A 19,419-nucleotide genomic window follows, 5' to 3' on the forward strand; every position below is an offset into this window, starting at 1 on the left:
GATTCGATTCGGTTGGTCTGGAGAGGTCGTGGTGGGTCAGCCGCAGGCTTCGGGGCTCAGACCCTGACCGGCGTCGACGCTGCGGTTGTCGCAGCCGACCCGGTTCCGCTCCTCGTTCTTGGTGACGTTGATCGCGTAGCCATCTGCGTTGACGGTGGCCGTGTTGGAGTCGAAGGTGTTGTCCAGGCCCCAGCCGTCGAGGATCTCGTGCACCTGGAACCCGTCCTTGGGGCTGTCGGTGCCGGTGTTGCCGACGATCGTCCAGCCGTTCCCCTTGATGTCCACCCAGGAGTCGGCGTCGGTCATGCCGGCGCCCGAGAACGTGTTGCCGCGGAGGATCCCGCCGGTGGTGCCTTCCTTGATGTCCACCGACTCCGAGGTCGTCCCGGAGATGGTGTTGCCCTCGATGGTGTTGCGGTCGCTGCGGTCGGGCTCGCAGTTCGTCTGGTCGCACCAGTTGCTCTCGGCGCTGCCGATGTAGATGCCCTCGCCGTACTTGCCGTTGCGCAGGCCGGTGTTCTGCACGGTGTTGCCCCGCACCACGTTGTCGGTGCTGTTCTGCCTCAGATGGATGGCTTCGTCGCCGGTGCCCTCCACGAGCAGGCCCTCGATGAGGTTGCCGTGCGCGCGATCGGCCATCACGCCCTTCTGGCCGCCGCGGACGGTGAAGCCGCTCAGCTGCCAGTACGCCGTGCCGTCGAGGTGGAACGTGTAGCCGCCGTCGGTGGCGCCGCCGTCGAGGACGGCGTCGCGGGTTCCGCAGACGGCGATCGGCTTGTCCTGAGTGCCCTGCGCGGTGGCCACGAAGGTGCCTGCGTAGGTGCCCGGGGCGAGGGAGATCACCGAGCCCGGCTGGGCCCCGGCGAGTGCCTCGGTGAGCTCGTCGGCGGTGCGGACCTCGGTGGTGGGCTTCTGCGTGCACGCCGTGCCTGCCGTGGGAGGCGAGGGGGCGGGTGCCGGCGCCGGTTGTCCTCCGCCGTCCCCACCCCCGCACGCGGCCAGGGCAGCCACCGCCACCAGACCGCCGACCAGGCCGGTGACCCGGCGCCGGAGCGGCGACCCGGGCACCGCCGTCACCGGCGGGCCCCTCGCCCGGAGACCACCGTGACGCGGGTGACCGGCAGGGCGACGGTCGGGGTGGCGACCTCCTCGGGCCGGTCCGGCGCCGGCTGCGCGGCATCGGGCGTGGGAACCGGGGGCACCGGCCGCATCGGCTGGGGCATCGGACGCGGCATCGGCCGGGCCATCGGGGCGACCGGCCCCGGCCTCCCGATCGAGGTGATCACGTGGCTGTTGCCGGGGACCGGAGGGCCGGGCGGCACGTTGACGTAGGGGTGGGCGTGCTCGTGCTCGTCACGCAGCCGCTTGCGGCGCTTGGTCCACAGCCGGGCGGCCAGCGGCAGGAGCAGGATGAGCAGCCACAGCAGCAGCAGTGGATGGGTCTTCGCGTAGTCGCTCCAGTAGCGCAGCTCGTCGCGGTCGACCGTCCAGCGGGTCTCGTCGTTGCCGGAGATGCCGACGGTGGCGGTGGCGCCTACCCGGTTGACGTCGAGGGCGGCGAGGCCCCGGCCGGCCAGCTTGTTGGTGGTGACCGACGACCCGGTCACCTGCCCCACCAGCGAGATGCCGTAGCGGGACGCGGCGCGCACCTCGTTCTCCTGGACGGTGGCCGATGCGTCGGTGACCTGGATCGCGATCACGGCCGAACCGACGCGGTTGCCGGTGACCTGCGCGGCCCGGGTGCCGCCGCGCACAGCGATGCCGAACTCGGCCGCGTCGACGGTGTTGCCCGTGACGGAGGGCCGCTCCGCGTCGCCGCGCAGCACGATCCCGTCCTTGTTGCCCGACACGGTGTTGTCGCGCAGCGCGAGGCCGCCCGCCTCGACGGCGAGGATCCCGGCGTCGATGTTGCCCGTGGCGGTCGAGCGCTCGATCGTGTAGCCGGCGCCCTGGGCGGTGCTCGCCCCGCCCGCGGTGGCCTCGGCGGCCAGCGGGGATCCGTCGATCCGGATCCCGTTGCCCGCGTTGTCCGAGGACGTCACCTCGGTGAGGGTGATGCGCTCGGCGCCGCGCGTGGCGGTCACGCCGTCGCGTCCGTTCCCGCTGCTCGTGACGTCGGTGGCGGTGACGCCGCTCGTCTCCCGGTGCAGCAGCAGCCCGTCCAGCTCGTTGTCGCGCAGGGTCGCGTCGTTGACGACGATGTCGCTGGCGCGGCTGGTGAAGATCCCGTAGTGGCCGCGTTCGACCGTCATGTGGTTCGCCGAGCCGGTGGCCGGTGCGCCCGCGCTGCCGGTCCAGGCCACACCGCCGGTGCGACCGCTCCAGAACCCGAGGTCGGATGCCTTGACCTCGGTGAGGTCCATCCGGGCCCCGACGGCGCGCACGTAGGCGCGGCCGTCACCGCGGTCGGTGTCCGGCGCGTTCGCCGTCGGGTCCCAGCTCGTGATGGTCAGGGGAGCGTCGGGACCACCGGAGAGGGTCAGCGTCCCCTTGAAGGCGACCAGGGTCGCGAAGCCGCTCGGGCCGCTGGCCAGCTTCAGGGTTGCGTTCGGCTCCTGGATCCGCAGCTCCGCGCCACGCCCCACCACCACGGACCGGCTCAGCAGCCAGGAGCCGTCGGGTTGCCGCGCCGCGGCGTTGAGCCGCTCGAGCGAGGGGAGGTCGTACGGCTGGGAACGGGGGGTGAGGACCACGGTGGGAACGGCCTGACCCGCTGCGGCCACCTCGTAGGGGGTTTCCGACGGAGGCCGGTCGCTGACGATCGCGAAGAGCCGGTCGTCCTCGGCCTCGACGAGGGTCGCCTGGTGCTGCTGCGCTTCCGTGGTGGGGGCGACGTCGTCCTCGGCGTCCGTCGGGGCTTCGACGACCCCGGCCTCCTCGGCGTCGTCGAGCCTGCTGCCGGTGTCGGTCGGGTCCGGGCCGAGGACCCGTTCCACCATGCCGGTCTGGACGGCGCCCGCCGCGATGCCGCCGACGACGACGAGCGCCGTCAGTGCCACGAGCCAGCGACGGCTCTTCCGGCGGGGGGTCGGTTCAGGCTGCGCCACGGGTGTCCTCCGTCAGGCTGGCTTCGTCCTGGCCTTCGCCGCCGACGAGGTCGGCGTGCCGGGTGAGCCACCCCTGCTTGTTCATGGTCACGAATGCCCAGGTCTTGATCGGTAGAGCCACGAACATGATCACGAAAGTGACGAGCGGCAGGATGATGAGGTCGGACGGTCGGCGGCGCAGGTGCGAGAAGCTGCGGATGGCCCGGCCGATGAACAGCCACGCGATGCCGAGGATCACGGCGAGCTCGCGCTGGGGGCTGAACCACGCGGCGACGAGGTAGTAGACCGTCGCGAACATGGTGACCGGCGTGAACAGGATCTGGAACACGGTCAGCTGCGAGATCAGCGGGACGCGCCACAGCCAGCCCTTGAAGATGGAGGTGAGGTAGCAGCGGTAGGAGTTGCGGCTCCAGCGGACACGCTGCTTGCAGAACGCCTTGAACGTCGAGGGGAACATCGACAGCGCCCGCGCCGAGTCCTGGTGCTCGGTGCGGTAGCCCTGGGCCAGCACCAGCCAGGTGAGCCTGCCGTCGTCGCCTGCGACGCAGCGCCTGCCCAGGAAGAACTCGTGTTCGAGGTTGGCCAGAACCGGCATCACCGCGGAACGGCGGTAGGCCGCGGTGCGTCCGGAGACGCAGACGACGCCCCCGCGCCGAGCCGTGGCGGGCACGTAGTCTATGTACCGCAGGTCGATGATCCAGTCGGCGACGCGGCGCCAGACGCTGCTGCGGGGCTCGAAGACGTTCTGCCGGGTGCCGACCGCGCCCACCTTCGGGTTGACGAAGGGCATCTGCACGGCGTCGAGCAGGCCCGGCTCCCACGCGGTGTCGGAGTCGGTGAGGACGAGTACCTCGTACCGGGCGGCCCGGATGCCGACGCCGAGGGCCGAGCGCTTGCCCTCGTGGGCGAACATCATGACGTGGATGCGCCGGTCCTGGCGTGCCATCAGACGGTCGCGGGCTTCGAGGTCCTCGACGTCGAGCACGATGATCACCTCGGTCGGCCCCTGGGCCAGCCATGTGTCGAGGCAGCGCAGGAGGACGTCCGGGTCCTCACGGAACGAGGGAACGACCACGGAGGTCGTGGTCCGGAAGTCGTTCACGAGAGGGCGGTAGCCGGCGGACATGACCTTGCGGATCAGCCAGACCGACCAGGAGATGCCGCCGATGACACCGACCGGCAGGAAGAGCTGCCAATGCTCCAGAAAGCGGAGCCAATCCCACATCTTGTCCCCCGATATCCGACCACTATCGAGTGGGGAAATTAGCAGTGCGGGGTGGACAGCGATCACCTGGAGTGGTGACCGGGAGTGTTAACCATCCTTTTACCTTGATCGGTCGAGATTCGCTTCTCTGCACGTCAGAGGGGTTGTGTCAGCGATGAGTTACACATTCCGAGAACGCGCGGGCGTGCACACGACTAACAGAAGAAAAAGATACGGCTAAGTGATGTGATCGTAATCACACCCAATCGGGTGGGTGTTGATAGCGTGCAGTGACGACCTGATTACGTCAGGCGCGGTGGAACCGCTCGGCACGCCCCTGGCGCACGAGCCGCACCCACTGTGCGAACTGCTTCGGGCTGCGCTTGGTGACCAGGAAGTACCAGGCGAACCGCGGCACCTCCAGCAGCCCGACCTTGCGCATGCCCGGCTGCGACACGAGGTACCCGCGGTTGCGATAGGTGTAGTAGCGCTTCACCGGGTCGTCGGGGTCGCGCGCGTGCAGCCGGCCGCCGAGCATCGGCTTGTCGTCGTCCGACCCGGCCGGATGCAGGTAGGCCGCCCGGAGCGACGTACCGAACGGCAACTCGGACCGCACCAGCCTGCGGTGCATCTCCACCTCGTCGCCGCGGACGAACAGCCGCAGGTCCGGGACCCCGATGACGTCGAGAGTGGCGGCCCGGAACAGCGCCCCGTTGAACAGCGCGGCGACCCCGGGGAGCAGTTCGTCGTCGGCGCCGTGGCCGACGTCGGCGGCGAGTGCCGCCCGCGACCGGTGCCAGGTGAGCCCTCGACGTACCGGGAACGCGAGGCGGTCGGGGTGGTCCTTGTCGGCGACGGTGGGCGACACCGCGGCCAGCCCGCGGCGCTCCGCGAGATCGACGAGGGTGGCGAGCACCGTCTCGTCGGCGGCGTGGCCGTCGTCGTCACCCAGCCAGATCCAGTCCGCGCCCATGGCGAGCGCGTGCAGCATGCCGAGGGCGAACCCGCCGGCGCCACCGAGGTTGCTCCAGGACGGCAGCCATGTGGCGGGCAGGCCACTGGCGTCGACGATGTCGCGGGCCGGTTGGTCCGGCCCGTTATCGACGACGATCAGGTGGGCGATGGGGTGGGTCTGCTTCGCGAGCGCGGCCAGCGAGTCGACCAACATGTCGGTGCGATGGCGCGTGACGACCACCGCGACGACCGAGCCGGCAGGGAGCGGCTCCTGTCTCACCGGGTGGCTTCGATCTCGGCCAGCACGTCGCGGCCCTTGTAGTGGCGCAGCACCTCGCGCAGGGGTCCGTGCTCCCGGATCGTGCCCCGGTCCATCCAGATGGCCGTGTCGCAGAGGTCGGCGAGGAACTCGTCGGAGTGCGATGCGAACACGAGGATCCCGGAGCGTTCCACCAGCTCGTTGAGCCGGTTGCGCGCCTTGGCGAGGAACTCCGCGTCGACCGCGCCGATGCCCTCGTCGAGCAGCAGGATCTCGGGGTCGATGCTGGTGACGACGCCGAGCGCGAGCCGCACGCGCATACCCGTGGAGTAGGTGCGCAGCGGCATCTTAAGGTAGTCGCCCAGCTCGGTGAAGGCCGCGATGTCGTCGACCCGCGACTCCATCTGCTTGCGCGTCATGCCGAGGAAGAGGCCGCGGATGAGGATGTTCTCCAGCCCGGAGATCTCCGGGTCCATCCCGACGGCCAGGTCGAAGACCGGCGCCACCTTGCCGATCACGGAGGAGCGTCCGCGGGTGGGCTCGTAGATGCCCGACATGAGCCGCAGCAGCGTGGACTTGCCCGCTCCGTTGTGCCCGACGAGCGCGACGCGGTCGCCCTTGCGCAGGGACACCGTGATGTCGCGCAGCGCCTCGATGATGGGCACCTTCGAACCGGTGCCGATCCGGCCGCCCGCGCGGCCGAGCACGGCCTTCTTCAGCGACCGCGTCTTGGCGTCGAAGATCGGGAAGTCGACGGCCGCGCCGTCGAGATCGATGCTGACCATGCCGTCCTCAGACCCAGTACGCGACGCGGGAGCGGTAGTTGCGGAGGCAGACGAGCGCCGCGATGCAGCCCGCCACCGTGATGACACCGACGACGATCCAGTGGTGCCAGACGATCGGCTCGCCGAGCAGCGGCTCGCGGAGGATCTCGACGAAGTGCAGCACGGGGTTCAGCTCCGCGATCCGGGCCCGTTCGGCCACGGCCGGGTTCTTCAGCAGAGTGTCGTACTGCCACACGATCGGCGTCACGAAGAACAGCAGGTTCGCGAGGCTGGCGATGATCGGCGGGATGTCGCGGAACCGGGTGGCGATGATGCCCGTGAGCACGGTGATCCACGCGCCGTTGACGATGAGCAGCATGAAGGCGGGGATCGCCAGCAGCAGCGACCAGCCGAGTGGCGGCCGGAAGATCGCGGCGAGGATGCCCCACACGACGAGGTTGTGCAGGAAGAACAGCGTCTGGCGCCACACGAGCCGGTAGACGTGCAGGCTCAGCGGAGCCGGCAGGAACCGGATCAGACCCTCGTTGGCAATGAAGACCTCGCTGCCCTCGAGGATGCAGCCGTTGATGAAGTACCAGATCAGGAGACCGGTGGCGACGTAGGGCAGGAACGTGCGGATGTCCTCGCCGAACAGGGCGCCGTAGAGGATGCCCATGGCCGTGGCGACCACGGCCATGGTGATGCTGATCCACAGGGGCCCGAGCACCGAGCGGCGATATCGCTGCTTGATGTCCTGCCAGCCCAGGTATCCCCACAGCGGTCGCTGCCGCCAGCCCTGCCCGAGGTCGTCGAAGGCACGCCGCCAGCTGCGCGAGGGAGCAGCCTCGGGCATGACCGCCGGCACGGACGTCGCTTCCTCGGCCCGGTCGTCACCGGTGGTCATCGTCTGAGCCACCCGATGAGCGTACCGACGGGTGGTGACGGGCTCGTGCGGGCCTGCCCCGATTGCAGCAACGCCACGTTGTTGTAATTCCGAGGCATGTCCGCGGCCGGTCCCGTCACCTGCCGGTGCGGCCCGCTACAGGTACTGACCGGTGCCCCTGCCGAGGCCACCCTCGGGGCCGGGCTGCTGCGGCACGGCACCGGGAGGTAGGCCTCGACGCATCTGCTCCAGCTGCGCGCGGGCGGCCATCTGCTGCGCGAACAGCGCCGTCTGGATGCCGTGGAACAGCCCCTCCAGCCAGCCGACCAGCTGCGCCTGCGCGATCCGCAGCTCGGCGTCCGACGGGGTGCTGTCGTCGGTGAAGGGCAGGCTGAGGCGGTGGAGCTCGTCGCGCAGCTCGGGCGCGAGACCGGTCTCCAGCTCCTTGATCGAGTTCTCGTGGATCTCGCGGAGCCGGTTGCGCGACGCCTCGTCGAGAGGTGCCGCACGCACCTCCTCGAGGAGCTGCTTGATCATCGTGCCGATCCGCATGACCTTGCCGGGCTGCTCGACCATGGCTCCCACACCGCCCTGCTCGCCACCGTCCTCGCCCGACTGGGGCAGCGTCGCCATGCCCACCGGCTGGCCGTCCGGCCCGATGACCACGACCTGCTGCTCGCCGTTGCCGTTCGCGTGCTGCTCCGATGGCTGACTCATGATCTCCATGTTCCCGGGCGAGCAGACGCACGCTCGCCGCATCCACGCTCGCCACATCACTGTCGATGTCCTGTTCCCCGACACCGTATCCGGACGCCGGGCCGCCGGCTGGTGCTCGCCCGTCGGCCCGTGCCCCTCAGGCGTTGCCCGGGGTCACCAGCAGCAGCTTCCCCACCACGCCGCCGGCTTCCAGCTGCGCGTGCGCCTTGCCGGCGTCGGGCATCGGGACGGTGCCGTGCACGATCGGCCGCACCTTCCCGTCCTCGATCATCGGCCACACCTGTTCCCGCACGCCTGCCACGACCGCGCCCTTGCCGTTGGGTCCGTCCACCGGCCGCCCGCGCAGCCCCATCGCGGTGATGCTGGCCCGCTTGACCAGCAGCTTGTTGAGGTTGACCTCGCCCTTCGCGCCCCCCTGCAGGCCGATGATCAGCAGCCGGCCGTCGGGCGCGAGCGCGTCGATGTTGGCGGCGAGCCCCTTGGCGCCCATGTTGTCGAGGATGACGTCGGCGCCGTGGCCGTCGGTGGCCTTCTTGAGCTCGGCGGGGATGTCGTCGTGGTAGTCGATGACGATGTCGGCACCCAGCTCGCGGCAGCGCTCGAGCCGGTCCGGTGCCCCTGCCGTGGCGGCCACCCTGGCGCCGAGCGCCTTCGCCACCTGGATCGCGTGCGTCCCGATGCCGCTGCTGCCGCCCTGCACCAGGAACGTCTCGCCCGCGCTGAGCCGGCCCGCTGCCACGATGTTCGACCAGACCGTGCACGCCACCTCGGGGAGCCCGGCGGCCGTCACGATGTCGACGCCGGACGGCACCGGCAGCAGCTGCACCGCGGGCACGACCACTTTCTCCGCGTACCCGCCACCGGCGAGCAGCGCGCACACCTCGTCGCCGACCTGCCACCCCTCGACGCCCTCGCCGAGCTGCGCGATCCGTCCGGAGCACTCCAGGCCGATGGTGTCCGACGCACCGGGGGGCGGCGGGTAGTGGCCCTGGCGCTGGAGCAGGTCGGCGCGGTTGACCGCGCTCGCCACCACGTCGACGACGACCTCGCCGGGGCCCGCTACGGGGTCGGGGACCTCGGTCCACTCGAGAACGTCGGGACCGCCCGGTTCACGAACCGTGATTGCATACATGACCTCGAAACTATTCGGTCGAGTCCGTCCGTGCAGATCCGGCAGGGTGCTGTCATGACGCTCCCCGACCCGTGGCCGCTGCGCCGGCTGGCCCTGTGCACCCCGCGCCTGGAGCTGCGCCCCGATGACGACGACGGGCTGCTCGAGCTCGTGGAGGAGGCGCACCGCGGCGTCCACCCTCCCGACGAGATGCCGTTCCTCGTCCCCTGGACGGACCATGTCGGCCACCGCACCCTGCAGCACTACTGGTCGCAGCGGGCTCAGTTCGGCCCGGAGAACTGGACGCTCAACTTCCTGGTCCGCCTCGACGGCCGCGTGGTCGGCATGCAGGGGCTGACGGGCCAGAACTTCGGCCTCGTCCGCGAGGTCAAGACGGGCTCCTGGATCGGCCTGCGCCACCAGCGCCGCGGGATCGGCACCGAGATGCGCGCCGCGGTGCTGGCGTTCGCGTTCGACCACCTCGGAGCGGTCCGGGCCCGGTCCTCCGCCTTCAGCGGGAACGTGGCGTCGCTGCGCGTGTCGGAGCGCCTCGGCTACCAGCACGACGGCACCGAGACCGTGGTGCGGCGGGGGAGGGCGGGCCAGGACGTACGGCTGCTCGTCACGTCCGACCGGTTCGTGCGGCCGGACTGGGCGCTGCGGGTGGAGGGCCTCGACCCGTGCCGCGAGCTGCTCGGCGTCCCCGCTCAGTAGGGCAGGTCGGCGTCCTTCCAGCCGTCGTTCTGCTCGGCGTTGTCGAGGATCTTCTGCCAGCGCGCGGGGCTGCGCTCGGTCTCGTGGAAGTCGGTGCTCGTGGCGTGCCGGAACTCCAGCACCTCGGCACCCTCGGCCCCCGCCGTGTAGCCGTACGCCTTGCCGGCCGGGACGAAGAAGCCACCGCCCGGCTCGATCACGCGCTTGCCGAGGATGGCCTTGCCCTGGAGCACGTAGTAGAGGCAGTCGCTGTTGTGCGTGTGCGCAGGGAGGATGTAGTTCGGCGCGAGGTAGACGCGCACGATGCTGAACCCCTCCGACCCCGCGTGGCAGAACGGGACCAGCGACCGCAGACCGTTGAACATCGACGTCGCGGCGAACTCCTCACCCGGACCCGGGGTGAAGGTGACCTCGGTGAGCATGTCGCGCAGCGAGTGCATCGGCTCCCCGGTGAAGATGGAGAACTCGTCCGCAGCAGGGAGCTTCGGGTCCTGCAGGTCCTGGGGGGCCGCGTCCGCCGTCGAGGTCATGGGTCGTCCTCTCGTCCTCTGCCACATCGCAGGTCGTGAGCCACGCTACGAACCCCCGCAGCGCCCGGCTACGGCAGTTCCGACGGGCGGAAGCAAACCCCCCGCGAGTCGCCCCTTCCGGCCGCGCGAGTCGCCCGTTCCGGCCGCGCGAGTCGCCCGTCACGGGGCCGAGATCCGCGCATGCGCCCTCCGCAGGGCCAACAGCCGGATCTCGCACCGATCAGCGAGCCGGCAACGGGGTCAGCCGAGGTCGACGCCGCGGGCGAACGTGTCGCACCGCGCCGGGTCGCCGGTCTGGTAACCCGTCGTGTACCAGCGTTCGCGCTGCTCGGACGAGCCGTGGGTGAACTGGCTCTCGTCCACGCGCCCACCGCCGAGCTGGGTCTGGATGTAGTCGTCGCCGATCCGGGACGCGGTGTCGAGCGCGGCGTTGACGTCCTGCTGGGTGACGTCGGTGATCAGCGGGCGTCCGGACGCCGTCGGCACCGACGTGGCGTGGTTGGCCCACACGCCCGCGTAGCAGTCGGCCTGCAGCTCGAGCCGCACCGTGCCCGACGTCGGGCCGGTCTCCCCGGAGCGCACGCGCTCGTTCGTCCCCAGCAGTGCCTGGATGTGGTGGCCGTACTCGTGGGCGATCACGTAGGCCCGCGCGAACGGGCCCCCCTCGGCCCCGAAGCGGGTCTCCAGCTCACGGAAGAACGAGAGGTCGATGTAGATCTCGTTGTCGCCGGGGCAGTAGAACGGGCCGGTGTCCGAGGTGGCGCTGCCGCACCCGGTGCGGACGCCTCCGGTGAAGAAGTTGGTGCGCGGCGGCTGGAAGTTGATGTTGGAACGGGCGAACGTGTCGCTCCAGTAGCCGTCGAGCGAGTTGACGACGGCCACCACCTCGCAGTCCAGCTCCGTGTTGGCCTGGGCTCCCGTCCGGCAGCTCGACGCCGCCTGTGACGTGTCGGCCGTCTGCCCGTCGGAGAGCCCGCCCAGCCCGCTGGGCAGCCCCATGCCGCCACCGCCCGTGCTCCCGCCACCGAGCTGCGACAGCAGGAAGTACAGGATCAGCCCGACGATGCCGAGCCCGCCACCGCCCAGCGCGACCCGGCCTCCGACACTCCCGCCACCGCCACCACCGCCGCCCCTCAGGTCGTCGATGTTCGACGTGTCGAGATCGGCGTTCTCGTCGAACCGCATCGCTACCTCCCGCGCTCGGGCGTGATCCCACCACATGGGGTGGGTCCCCTGCCGGGTCGGCGCCCCTGCGCCCGCGGTCTGTTGGTCCCACCGACGGCAACGGCACGGAGGTGGCCGGGGTGACCCGGCCACGGGCTACCCTTCCGGGCGGAAGCGTGGCAGAGCGGCCGAATGCACTCGCCTTGAAAGCGAGAGTCCCGAAAGGGTCCGGGGGTTCGAATCCCTCCGCTTCCGCCAGGTCAGCCGGGTCTCAGTGACGGCAACGCCCCCGGTACGGCTGTCCCGAGCTGGGCCAGGGCAGGGGCCTTCTCGTCCAGCCTGCCGTGCCCAGCCCGAGCCCGATCGCACCCAGGTACAGCGCGTGGACGTCCGCGGGTTCAGGCCGGGTTCACACAGAAGTGCTCGCAGTTCGGGATCAGGGAATCATGGCGGCCAGGGCGACGATGAGCGCGCTGGATGAAAGCGCGGTCGACAACCGGCCCCGGGGTCCGGTCAGAAGACGTCCGAGCACGGCTCCGCCGCAGGCCAAGATCAGTTGCCAGCTGGCGGAGGCAAGGAAGGCAGCGAGGACGAACACGGCCTGCTCGGCGACGGATGTGGTAATCCCCGCTCGCGAACCGAGGACCAGCGCAGTGAAGTACACGACGGTGAGCGGATTGACGATGGTGATCGCGACCAGGCTCACGTAGGCGCGAACCGCGCTCGGTGGTGTGGACCGCTGCTGTCCGGACGGTGCGTCGGTGCGGAACTGGCGGACAGCGGCCACGGCGAGCCACAACGCCATCACGACGAGGACGACGACCGACAGCCACTGAAGCGGCTCCGTGACGGGTTGGATCACATCGGCGAGTGCGGCTCCCCCGAGGATCGCGAGTAGGGCGTAGAGCCCGTCCGCGGTCGCGACGCCCAGGGCTGCCGCTGCGCCCACACGCAGCGATGTGCGGGCGGTGAGCGCGACGAGGTACGTCGATACGGCTCCAACCGGTAGGGCGATCCCGTACCCGGCCAACAAGCCGGCGACGAGCGCGTCCGTCACGGCATCGTCGTGATCAGGCCTTCCGGGGAACGAGTCTGCTGCTGGAACGCCTCGGTAGCTGTGTCGGTCCGACAGGGCGACAGAGGGGTCGAGGGCATGGACCGATCATGTCGGTCTGTCCGGTCGAGTGCCACCGGTTAAGTCGCCGGGGCCACGCGTTTCCCTGATAAGCGGGAGACGATTGAAGATCGCCGATCCTAGGCTCGCCGTATGGCGCATCTCGATCCCGGACCGGACACCCCTGACTGTCCGGTAGCGGCACTCCGCGAGCTTCTGAACGCCTGGGACCCGATCGGCGTCGTCGGATTCGGTGGGCCGGAGGACGAGTACGACTGCTTGATCTCGCCGATCCTGGATCGGCTGGAGGGCGGCGCAGGCGCTGCCGAACTCGAGGCCTTTCTGCGGTCCGAACTGGAGAATCACTTCGGACTGAGTGCTGCGGCCGGCGACGCCGCTGCGATCGAGGCGGTGACACGGGGTGCCGTGATGCTGCGGGCCCGTGGTGGGGGCGTGTAGTACGCCTCCAGATTTCTGGACTTGCGGGTCCATTTTCGTCTCGCCACTGTGGGCCAGGCGGCCCGATCGTCAGCCCCGGCCTCGGCATGGTGACAAGCCGGCGACCTACGCACCACCGGTGTTCAACGGCGCCGCCGGGTAACCGTCCTTCGGGTCCGCCGGTGTGTCCACGGTGATGACCGGCCGACCGCCGTCGAGGTCGAGACCGAACCGCCGCGGGGCGCCGTCGTCGGAGTCCTCCCGGAGCACGAACTCGGTCTTGCGCTGCTCCAGCTCGTAGTGCTTCGTGGCGTAGAACAGCGCCGTGACCTCGTCAAACCCGGTCGCGAGCACGGCCTGCGTGCGCTTGTTGCGGCGCCAGGGAAGCCAGCTGCGTCCGCTGACTGCGAAGCCGATCCGGTCGAGGACCACCAGCGCCATGAGCAGGCATACGAGGCCGGTCAGTGCCACTGCCCAGACAACGCCCATCCGGGGATCGTAGGGGTGGCGAAACCGGTGGAGGCGCAGGTCCGGGTTCCCTTAACCTGACCGGTATGCCCGGTTGACGCACGCTCCCGCCCCCGGCCCGCCCGCTCGCCCGCCGCATGTTCGGGTGGGCGCTGCTCGCCGACGTCATCCCGCTCTACCCGCTGTACGCGCTCCTGTTCTCCGATACGGGTCTGTCCGACGCGCAGATCTCCGCGCTGTTCGTGATCTGGTCCGCCGTCGGTGTGCTGGCTGAGGTGCCATCCGGAGCGCTCGCCGACCGCTTCTCCCGGCGGGCCTGCCTGGTGGCGGCCGGTGTGCTGCAGGCCTGCGGCTACGCAGGATGGATCCTGCTGCCGAGCTTCACCGGATTCGCCGTCGGGTTCGTGCTGTGGGGCCTGGGCGGGGTGCTCGTGTCCGGTGCGAGCGAGGCCCTGCTCTACGACGGGCTGGTCGCCGCGGGGGCCGAGGAGCAGTACGCCCGGGTGAACGGGTGGGTCACGGCAGCGGAGCTGCTCGCGCAGATCCCGGCGGCTGCTGCCGCTGCCGTGCTGTACGCCGTCGGCGGTTATCCGCTCGTCGGGTGGGTGAGCGTCGGCGTCTGCCTGGCCGCGGCGGCGGTGGCGTCCCGGCTGCCGGAACAGCCCCGCGGGACCGGCTCGGCCGACGGTCCGGACGACGAGCCCGGCTACCTCGCGACGTTGCGTGCGGGGCTCGCCGTGGCCGCGCATCGCCCGGGGGTGCGCGCCGTCCTCGTGGCGGCTGCGGTGCTCGGCGCGTTCGACGCGGTGGAGGAGTACTTCCCGCTCATCGTCGCCGGGTGGGGGGTGCCGACGGCGTTCGTCCCGGTGGTGGATCTGCCGATCGTGCTGGCCGGCGTGGCGGGCGCCGCGCTCGCCGGCCGGGCCGCCCGGCTCCGGCCGTGGATGCTGGCCGCGGCGCTGGGCGGCGCGATGCTCCTGTTCGGCACAGCCGGGTTCGGCGGCCTTCCGGCGGGCATAGCCGCGGTGGCCGTCTTCTACGGCGCGTTCCGCTGTGTCCTCGTGGTCGTGGACGCGCGGCTGCAGGAGCGGATCGACAGCCGTTCCCGGGCCACGGTCACCTCGGTGGCCGGGGTCGGGACGGACATCGCCACCTTCGGGTTGTACGGCGCCTGGGCGATCGGTGCGGCGCCGCTGGTGGCGGTGCTCGGCGTCCTGGTGGCCGGGGCCCTGCCGCTGCTGCTCCGCCCCCCGGTCGTGCCCGGCGTGGGATCGAGCCGGTAGCGGTGGCGCCGTCGGGCGTCACGCCGACGTGGGGCGCCCCGCCGGTTCCCTCAGCTCGACTCGTACGCCACGGGCGATGCGGTAGGGCTGGCGCTGCAACAGGGGGCCCAGGGTGCGGCGCAGCCGCGACATCTCCGCGCGGACGGTGACGCGGCTGCCGCTGTCGCCGAACAGGTCCGCCGCGAGCTGCGCGGCCGAGCGGCCCTCCGGACTGCGGGCGAGCGCCCGAAGCATCTCGGCGTGGCGCGGGGTCAGTGTGTGCTGCCAGCGGCCACTCGGGGTGGTCACGTGGACCTGAGGCGACTCGCCCGTCAGGTCGAGCAGCAGGTGGACGGGCTCGTCGGGGGTCACGCCGCCGGGCACCTCCGGGCGGAGCAGCCATCCTCCGAGCAGCGGTTCAGCGGTGCAGCGACCGAGGCCCGGCAGCCACACCTCGCCTCCCTCCAGCGACTCGGGCAGTGCCACCCTGGCGGGGACGGGGAGGTCCAGCGCGGCCGCCGGAACGCCGTCCTGGCTCACGACGAGCGCCGGCCCGGTCAGCCGGGCGAGCAGCGGTGCCGCCACCACCCGCAGCCGCTCGATCGTGCGGTCGTGCGCGAGCCGCAGCTCCAGCTCCACGAGCCGGGCGACGGCGTCGACGAGGGCCACGGTGCCGGCGTGGACGGTGTGCACGGGCCCGCTCAGGTCGACCGCGCCCAGAAGGCGGCCGGTCACCGGGTCGTGCAGCGGCGCGGCGGCGCAGGTCCAGGGCTGGTGGCCTTCCGACCAGTGCTCCCCGGCGAAGACGTGCACGGGTGCGCCGACCACGAGACTGGTCCCGATCGCGTTCGTGCCGACGGTGTTCTCGTCCCACGCCGAACCCTCGACGAACCGGAGGTCGTCGGCCCGGCGGCGGACGGCCGCGCCGCCCTCCCGCCACAGCACGTGCCCCTCGGCGTCCACCACCACCATGATCTGGGCGGCTGACTCGGCCACCGGGAGCAGCCGGGCCCGCAGCAGCGGCAGGAGTGGCGCCAGACCGCTCGCCGCGCGGCGCTGCTCCAGGTCGGCACTGTCGAGCAGCGGCAGCTCGCCCGACCCGCGGGGGTCGAGCCCCGAGTCGCGCACGCGCCGCCAGGAGGCGGTGATGACCGGGCGCAGAGCGACCGGCGGGTCGACCCCGGTCAGAGCGGCGTTCCGGACCCGCCCGAGCACCCGAGCGTGCTCGCGGGGGTCCTCACCGGGACGCAGGGCGCTCTCGGGTGGCGGTGACGGCATCGGTACCTCCGCCGTCATGGTGCAGGGAGGCTCACGCAGATCACAAGGACCGGCTGCAACCCCCTGCAACCCTGCTGTGGCGGCCCGGCGCAGTGTTTCCTGCAGGTCGGGGCGCCGTCGACGAGGAGGGCGCACGACGACGGGAGCTGACAATGACGCAGACCCTCGAGCCGGCGCCTGCCACGTCTGCGCGCGGTCGTGTCGATGCGTGGCTGGCGGAGTTCGAGGCGGCCCTCGCCGCGCGGGACGCCGGACGGGCGGCCGACCTGTTCGCGACCACCTGCTTCTGGCGGGACCTCGTCTCGTTCACCTGGAACATCACCACGGTCGAGGGTCGTGACGGAGTCACGGACCTGCTGCAGGCCACGCTGGACACCACCGACCCCCGCGGCTTCCGCACCACCGAGGAGCCGTCGGAGTCCGGTGGTGTCACCGAGGCGTGGATCGAGTTCGAGACGTCGGTCGGCCGGGCCCGCGGGCATCTGCGGCTCGTGGAGGAGGGCGCCTGGACCCTCCTCACCACGCTGTACGAGCTGAAGGGCCACGAGGAGCCCCAGGGCGAGGCGCGGCCGAAGGGCGTGGAACACGGCGCCCGCCGGGACCGGATCAGCTGGAAGGAGGCCCGCGAGGCGGAGAACGCCGAGATGGGCCGCACCAGCCAGCCCTACGTCGTGGTCGTCGGGGGCGGCCAGGGCGGCATCGCACTGGGTGCACGCCTGCGCCAGCTGGGCGTCCCGCACGTGGTGGTCGACCGGCACGAGCGGCCCGGTGACCAGTGGCGCAGCCGCTACAAGTCGCTGTGCCTGCACGACCCGGTCTGGTACGACCACCTGCCCTACATCGACTTCCCGAAGAACTGGCCGGTGTTCGCGCCGAAGGACAAGATCGGCGACTGGCTCGAGATGTACACGAAGGTCATGGAGATCAACTACTGGCCCTCGACGACCTGCACGAGCGCCTCCTACGACCAGCAGGCAGGCGAGTGGACCGTGGTGCTCGACCGGGCGGGCGAGCAGGTGGTGCTGCACCCCGAGCAGCTCGTGCTGGCCACCGGCATGTCCGGCAAGGCGAACGTGCCCACCATCCCCGGCCAGGACCGCTTCCGCGGCGAGCAGCACCACAGCTCCCAGCACCCCGGACCGGACGCCTACGCGGGCAAGCGCGCCGTGGTGATCGGCTCGAACAACTCCGCGCACGACATCTGCGCGGCGCTGTGGGAGCACGGCGCCGACGTGACGATGGTGCAGCGCTCCTCGACGCACATCGTGAAGTCCGACTCGCTGATGGAGCTGGGGCTGGCCGACCTGTACTCCGAGCGGGCGGTGGCGAGCGGGATCACGACGCAGAAGGCGGACATGATCTTCGCGTCCCTGCCGTACCGGATCATGCACGAGTTCCAGAAGCCGATCTACGACGCCATCCGCGAGCGCGACGCCGACTTCTACGAGCGGCTGGAGAAGGCGGGGTTCTGGCTGGACTTCGGCGACGACGACTCCGGCCTGTTCATGAAGTACCTGCGTCGCGGCTCGGGCTACTACATCGACGTCGGCGCCGCCGACCTGGTGGCGAACGGCGACATCACGCTGGTGCATGGGACCGTCCGCGAGCTGACCGAGGACGCGGTGGTGCTCGACGACGGCACGGAGCTACCCGCGGACCTGGTCGTCTACGCCACCGGCTACGGCTCGATGAACGGCTGGGCCGCCGACCTGATCAACCAGGAGGTGGCCGACAAGGTCGGCAAGGTGTGGGGACTCGGTTCGGGTACGGCGAAGGACCCGGGACCGTGGGAGGGCGAGGAGCGCAACATGTGGAAGCCCACCCAGCAGGAGGGGCTCTGGTTCCACGGCGGCAACCTGCACCAGTCGCGGCACTACTCGCTCTACCTGGCGCTGCAGCTCAAGGCCCGCCAGGAGGGCATCCCGACGCCGGTGTACCGGCTGCAGGAGGTGCACCACCGCTCCTGACGGGGGCGAGGCGGTGGGTAGCGACGCCCCCGGTGCCGCTACCCACCGGTGGGAAGAGGAGCCCTCCGCGATCCTGATACATCCCGTTTCTCACGAACGAGCCGGCGCGCCCGCTCGATCTCCGGCGGAGCGGGCACGTCGGGCAACAGGTGCGTGGCCACCCGCAGGGACCGGAGGGCGACGGTGACGCCGAGGTCGGTGGTCGGCACCCCGGGCAGGCCGTACATGCGTCGTGCCCAGCGGGGCAGGGTCGCCAGCGCCACCGAGGCGATGGCGGGGATGGCCAGCTTCGTGACCGTCGGGGCCTCGCCCTTCGGGGCGAACAGGTTGCCCACGGCGCGCCGGGCCTCGTCGGTCAGCCCCAGCTCGGGACGCATGCGCTCGAGGTAGGCCTGCATCTCCCTGCGGGACGAGGGGGCGGCGAGCAGCCCGACGACCTGGGCCGCCCTGACGCTCTCGGCGATGTACCGGTCGACCTCCTGGTCGTCGAGGATCCCGGCCCGACGGGCGATCTCCGCGTAGGAGTCGATCTCCGTGGAATGCACCCACAGCAGGCCGGAGGGCTCGTCGATCCGGAACGTCGCGCCGGTCTCGGGGTCGTGACCGCGCAGCGAGGAGTGGAGCTTGCGCACCCGGGCGGCAGCGACCTCGACAGCGTCCGTGGAACCGAACGTCCGCACCCCGACGAACTCCACGGTGCGCTGGAACCGCGACCACGCCTTGCGCGGGTCGAACAGGGCCGAGTTCTGGTACGTGCCGCGCATCACGCGCGGGTGCAGCGACTGCAGCAGCAGCGCCCGGAACCCGCCGATCCAGAGCACCGGTTCGATGTGCACGCGCCACGTCACGGAGTCCGGCCCGAACAACCCGTAGTCCTGCGGCTTCTCGGCCATGTCGCCCCCTTCGCCCGGCGGGGCCGCGGCGAGGACGGGCGCCGCAGCCTTGTCCAGCACAGCACCATCTGCGCCGGGGCGCGACCTGACCGTTCCGACCGGAAGGCCGGGAGCGAGACCTCAGCCCGCGTCGTCCGGGCCGTTGCTGAGGTCCCCGTCGCGGATGTCGTCGGACGTGTCGTCGTCCGGGACGACGATCCCGGGGCCGCGGAGCCGGTACTCACCGCCGTGGCCGGCCACCTCGTGCAGGTCGTAGAGGTGGACGATCTTCGGCCCCTCGTGCAGGTGGGTGTAGCGCACCGTGCACGGCGCGGGTTCGGCCGCCTCGCGGGTGTGCACCCGGCCGTCGAGCGGACCTCCGACGAACCAGTAGACGTCGCGTCCGCCGTCCAGGGACGCCTCCTCCGAGGTCACGGCCGGTGTCTTCCGTGCAGGAGCTCCAGTATCCGGCGAGCTCGACGACCCGTGGCGGGGGCGTGCGCCGACCGGCCACCTCGCGCGGTGGCCGGCTCGTCGGTACGTCCGTCGCGCGCGGGGTCGAACATCCGGTGCGCGAACGCCGGCGTCTCGGCGTCGAGATCGCCCGCGGGGGTGGGTTGCTCCGGTGGCACCTCCGACACGGTACGGGCGTCACCGCCCGTCCGCCGTATTT

Annotated in this window: 20 protein-coding genes and 1 tRNA gene; 5 read left to right on the plus strand and 16 right to left on the minus strand. The window is 71.1% G+C overall.

All coding sequences use genetic code 11. The features are described from left to right. Positions 1–36: 36 nt before the first annotated feature. The 8 genes from ACQPZA_RS00585 to ACQPZA_RS00620 form a co-directional block, all read right to left on the minus strand. Positions 37–1,077 (minus strand): right-handed parallel beta-helix repeat-containing protein, encoded by a 1,041-nt coding sequence (locus ACQPZA_RS00585; protein WP_433277417.1) that lies wholly within the window; start codon positions 1,075–1,077, stop codon positions 37–39. Beyond that, positions 1,074–3,047, minus strand: coding sequence for a right-handed parallel beta-helix repeat-containing protein (locus ACQPZA_RS00590; protein ID WP_433277419.1), 1,974 nt, complete (start codon positions 3,045–3,047; stop codon positions 1,074–1,076). Before ACQPZA_RS00590 ends, ACQPZA_RS00585 begins: the two co-directional genes overlap by 4 nt. Then, on the minus strand, positions 3,034–4,272 hold the full coding sequence (locus ACQPZA_RS00595) for a glycosyltransferase (protein ID WP_433277421.1): 1,239 nt from the start codon (positions 4,270–4,272) through the stop codon (positions 3,034–3,036). Before ACQPZA_RS00595 ends, ACQPZA_RS00590 begins: the two co-directional genes overlap by 14 nt. 286 nt (positions 4,273–4,558) lie before the next feature. Next, entirely contained in the window at positions 4,559–5,485 is a 927-nt protein-coding gene (gene glfT1, locus ACQPZA_RS00600; RefSeq protein ID WP_169397804.1) for a galactofuranosyltransferase GlfT1, read from the minus strand. Then, positions 5,482–6,249 carry a galactan export ABC transporter ATP-binding subunit Wzt/RfbE gene (gene wzt, locus ACQPZA_RS00605; protein WP_169397803.1) on the minus strand — a complete coding sequence of 256 codons (768 nt, stop codon included), beginning with the start codon at positions 6,247–6,249 and terminating at the stop codon, positions 5,482–5,484. Before wzt ends, glfT1 begins: the two co-directional genes overlap by 4 nt. A 7-nt stretch (positions 6,250–6,256) precedes the next feature. Next, positions 6,257–7,081 (minus strand): galactan export ABC transporter permease subunit Wzm/RfbD, encoded by an 825-nt coding sequence (gene wzm / locus ACQPZA_RS00610; protein WP_169397822.1) that lies wholly within the window; start codon positions 7,079–7,081, stop codon positions 6,257–6,259. Between the two features lie 186 nt (positions 7,082–7,267). Next, positions 7,268–7,828, minus strand: a complete 561-nt coding sequence (locus ACQPZA_RS00615; RefSeq protein ID WP_169397802.1) for a bacterial proteasome activator family protein — start codon at positions 7,826–7,828, stop codon at positions 7,268–7,270. Between the two features lie 136 nt (positions 7,829–7,964). Next, the gene (locus ACQPZA_RS00620) at positions 7,965–8,960 is read right to left on the minus strand and encodes an NAD(P)H-quinone oxidoreductase (protein WP_433277424.1); all 996 of its coding nucleotides are present in this window, start codon (positions 8,958–8,960) and stop codon (positions 7,965–7,967) included. A gap of 54 nt (positions 8,961–9,014) precedes the next feature. On the opposite strand from ACQPZA_RS00620, the gene ACQPZA_RS00625 reads away from it, so the two are divergent. Then, positions 9,015–9,653, plus strand: a complete 639-nt coding sequence (locus ACQPZA_RS00625) for a GNAT family N-acetyltransferase (RefSeq protein WP_433277426.1) — start codon at positions 9,015–9,017, stop codon at positions 9,651–9,653. Here the strand turns inward: ACQPZA_RS00625 and ACQPZA_RS00630 are convergent. Next, positions 9,647–10,183, minus strand: coding sequence for a cupin domain-containing protein (locus ACQPZA_RS00630; RefSeq protein WP_169397799.1), 537 nt, complete (start codon positions 10,181–10,183; stop codon positions 9,647–9,649). The two genes, ACQPZA_RS00625 and ACQPZA_RS00630, sit on opposite strands and share 7 nt — an antisense overlap. A 240-nt stretch (positions 10,184–10,423) precedes the next feature. Further along, a complete protein-coding gene (gene ypfJ / locus ACQPZA_RS00635) occupies positions 10,424–11,368 on the minus strand; it encodes a KPN_02809 family neutral zinc metallopeptidase (protein ID WP_433277429.1) in 945 nt (314 codons plus the stop codon). 149 nt (positions 11,369–11,517) lie between these two features. On the opposite strand from ypfJ, the gene ACQPZA_RS00640 reads away from it, so the two are divergent. Next, positions 11,518–11,605, plus strand: a tRNA-Ser gene (locus ACQPZA_RS00640). Positions 11,606–11,783: 178 nt separating this feature from the next. On the opposite strand, the gene ACQPZA_RS00645 is transcribed toward ACQPZA_RS00640, so the two are convergent. Continuing rightward, the gene (locus ACQPZA_RS00645; protein WP_433277430.1) at positions 11,784–12,404 is read right to left on the minus strand and encodes a LysE family transporter; all 621 of its coding nucleotides are present in this window, start codon (positions 12,402–12,404) and stop codon (positions 11,784–11,786) included. Between the two features lie 210 nt (positions 12,405–12,614). Between ACQPZA_RS00645 and ACQPZA_RS00650 the strand changes: the two genes are divergently transcribed. Beyond that, positions 12,615–12,920: a hypothetical protein gene (locus ACQPZA_RS00650; RefSeq protein WP_433277432.1), complete on the plus strand. Its 306-nt coding sequence runs from the start codon at positions 12,615–12,617 to the stop codon at positions 12,918–12,920. A gap of 105 nt (positions 12,921–13,025) precedes the next feature. Here the strand turns inward: ACQPZA_RS00650 and ACQPZA_RS00655 are convergent, their stop codons facing one another. Beyond that, positions 13,026–13,388: a DUF6191 domain-containing protein gene (locus ACQPZA_RS00655; RefSeq protein ID WP_433277433.1), complete on the minus strand. Its 363-nt coding sequence runs from the start codon at positions 13,386–13,388 to the stop codon at positions 13,026–13,028. Between the two features lie 116 nt (positions 13,389–13,504). Between ACQPZA_RS00655 and ACQPZA_RS00660 the strand changes: the two genes are divergently transcribed. Continuing rightward, on the plus strand, positions 13,505–14,650 hold the full coding sequence (locus tag ACQPZA_RS00660; protein ID WP_433277435.1) for an MFS transporter: 1,146 nt from the start codon (positions 13,505–13,507) through the stop codon (positions 14,648–14,650). Positions 14,651–14,668: 18 nt separating this feature from the next. Here the strand turns inward: ACQPZA_RS00660 and ACQPZA_RS00665 are convergent, their stop codons facing one another. Then, on the minus strand, positions 14,669–15,907 hold the full coding sequence (locus ACQPZA_RS00665; protein WP_433277437.1) for a GAF domain-containing protein: 1,239 nt from the start codon (positions 15,905–15,907) through the stop codon (positions 14,669–14,671). Between the two features lie 152 nt (positions 15,908–16,059). Between ACQPZA_RS00665 and ACQPZA_RS00670 the strand changes: the two genes are divergently transcribed. Next, the gene (locus ACQPZA_RS00670) at positions 16,060–17,874 is read left to right on the plus strand and encodes a flavin-containing monooxygenase (protein ID WP_433277439.1); all 1,815 of its coding nucleotides are present in this window, start codon (positions 16,060–16,062) and stop codon (positions 17,872–17,874) included. Between the two features lie 38 nt (positions 17,875–17,912). On the opposite strand, the gene ACQPZA_RS00675 is transcribed toward ACQPZA_RS00670, so the two are convergent. The 3 genes from ACQPZA_RS00675 to ACQPZA_RS00685 are packed head-to-tail and all read right to left on the minus strand — an operon-like array spanning position 17,913 to position 19,378. Further along, a complete protein-coding gene (locus ACQPZA_RS00675; RefSeq protein ID WP_433277441.1) occupies positions 17,913–18,827 on the minus strand; it encodes an oxygenase MpaB family protein in 915 nt (304 codons plus the stop codon). A gap of 60 nt (positions 18,828–18,887) precedes the next feature. Next, positions 18,888–19,181 carry a hypothetical protein gene (locus tag ACQPZA_RS00680; RefSeq protein ID WP_407692233.1) on the minus strand — a complete coding sequence of 98 codons (294 nt, stop codon included), beginning with the start codon at positions 19,179–19,181 and terminating at the stop codon, positions 18,888–18,890. After that, positions 19,178–19,378, minus strand: a complete 201-nt coding sequence (locus ACQPZA_RS00685) for a hypothetical protein (RefSeq protein WP_433277442.1) — start codon at positions 19,376–19,378, stop codon at positions 19,178–19,180. The genes ACQPZA_RS00680 and ACQPZA_RS00685 overlap by 4 nt, the downstream gene beginning before the upstream one ends. Positions 19,379–19,419 lie beyond the last annotated feature (41 nt).

This window comes from Pseudonocardia xinjiangensis, from assembly GCF_050948425.1.
Classification (GTDB): domain Bacteria; phylum Actinomycetota; class Actinomycetes; order Mycobacteriales; family Pseudonocardiaceae; genus Pseudonocardia; species Pseudonocardia xinjiangensis.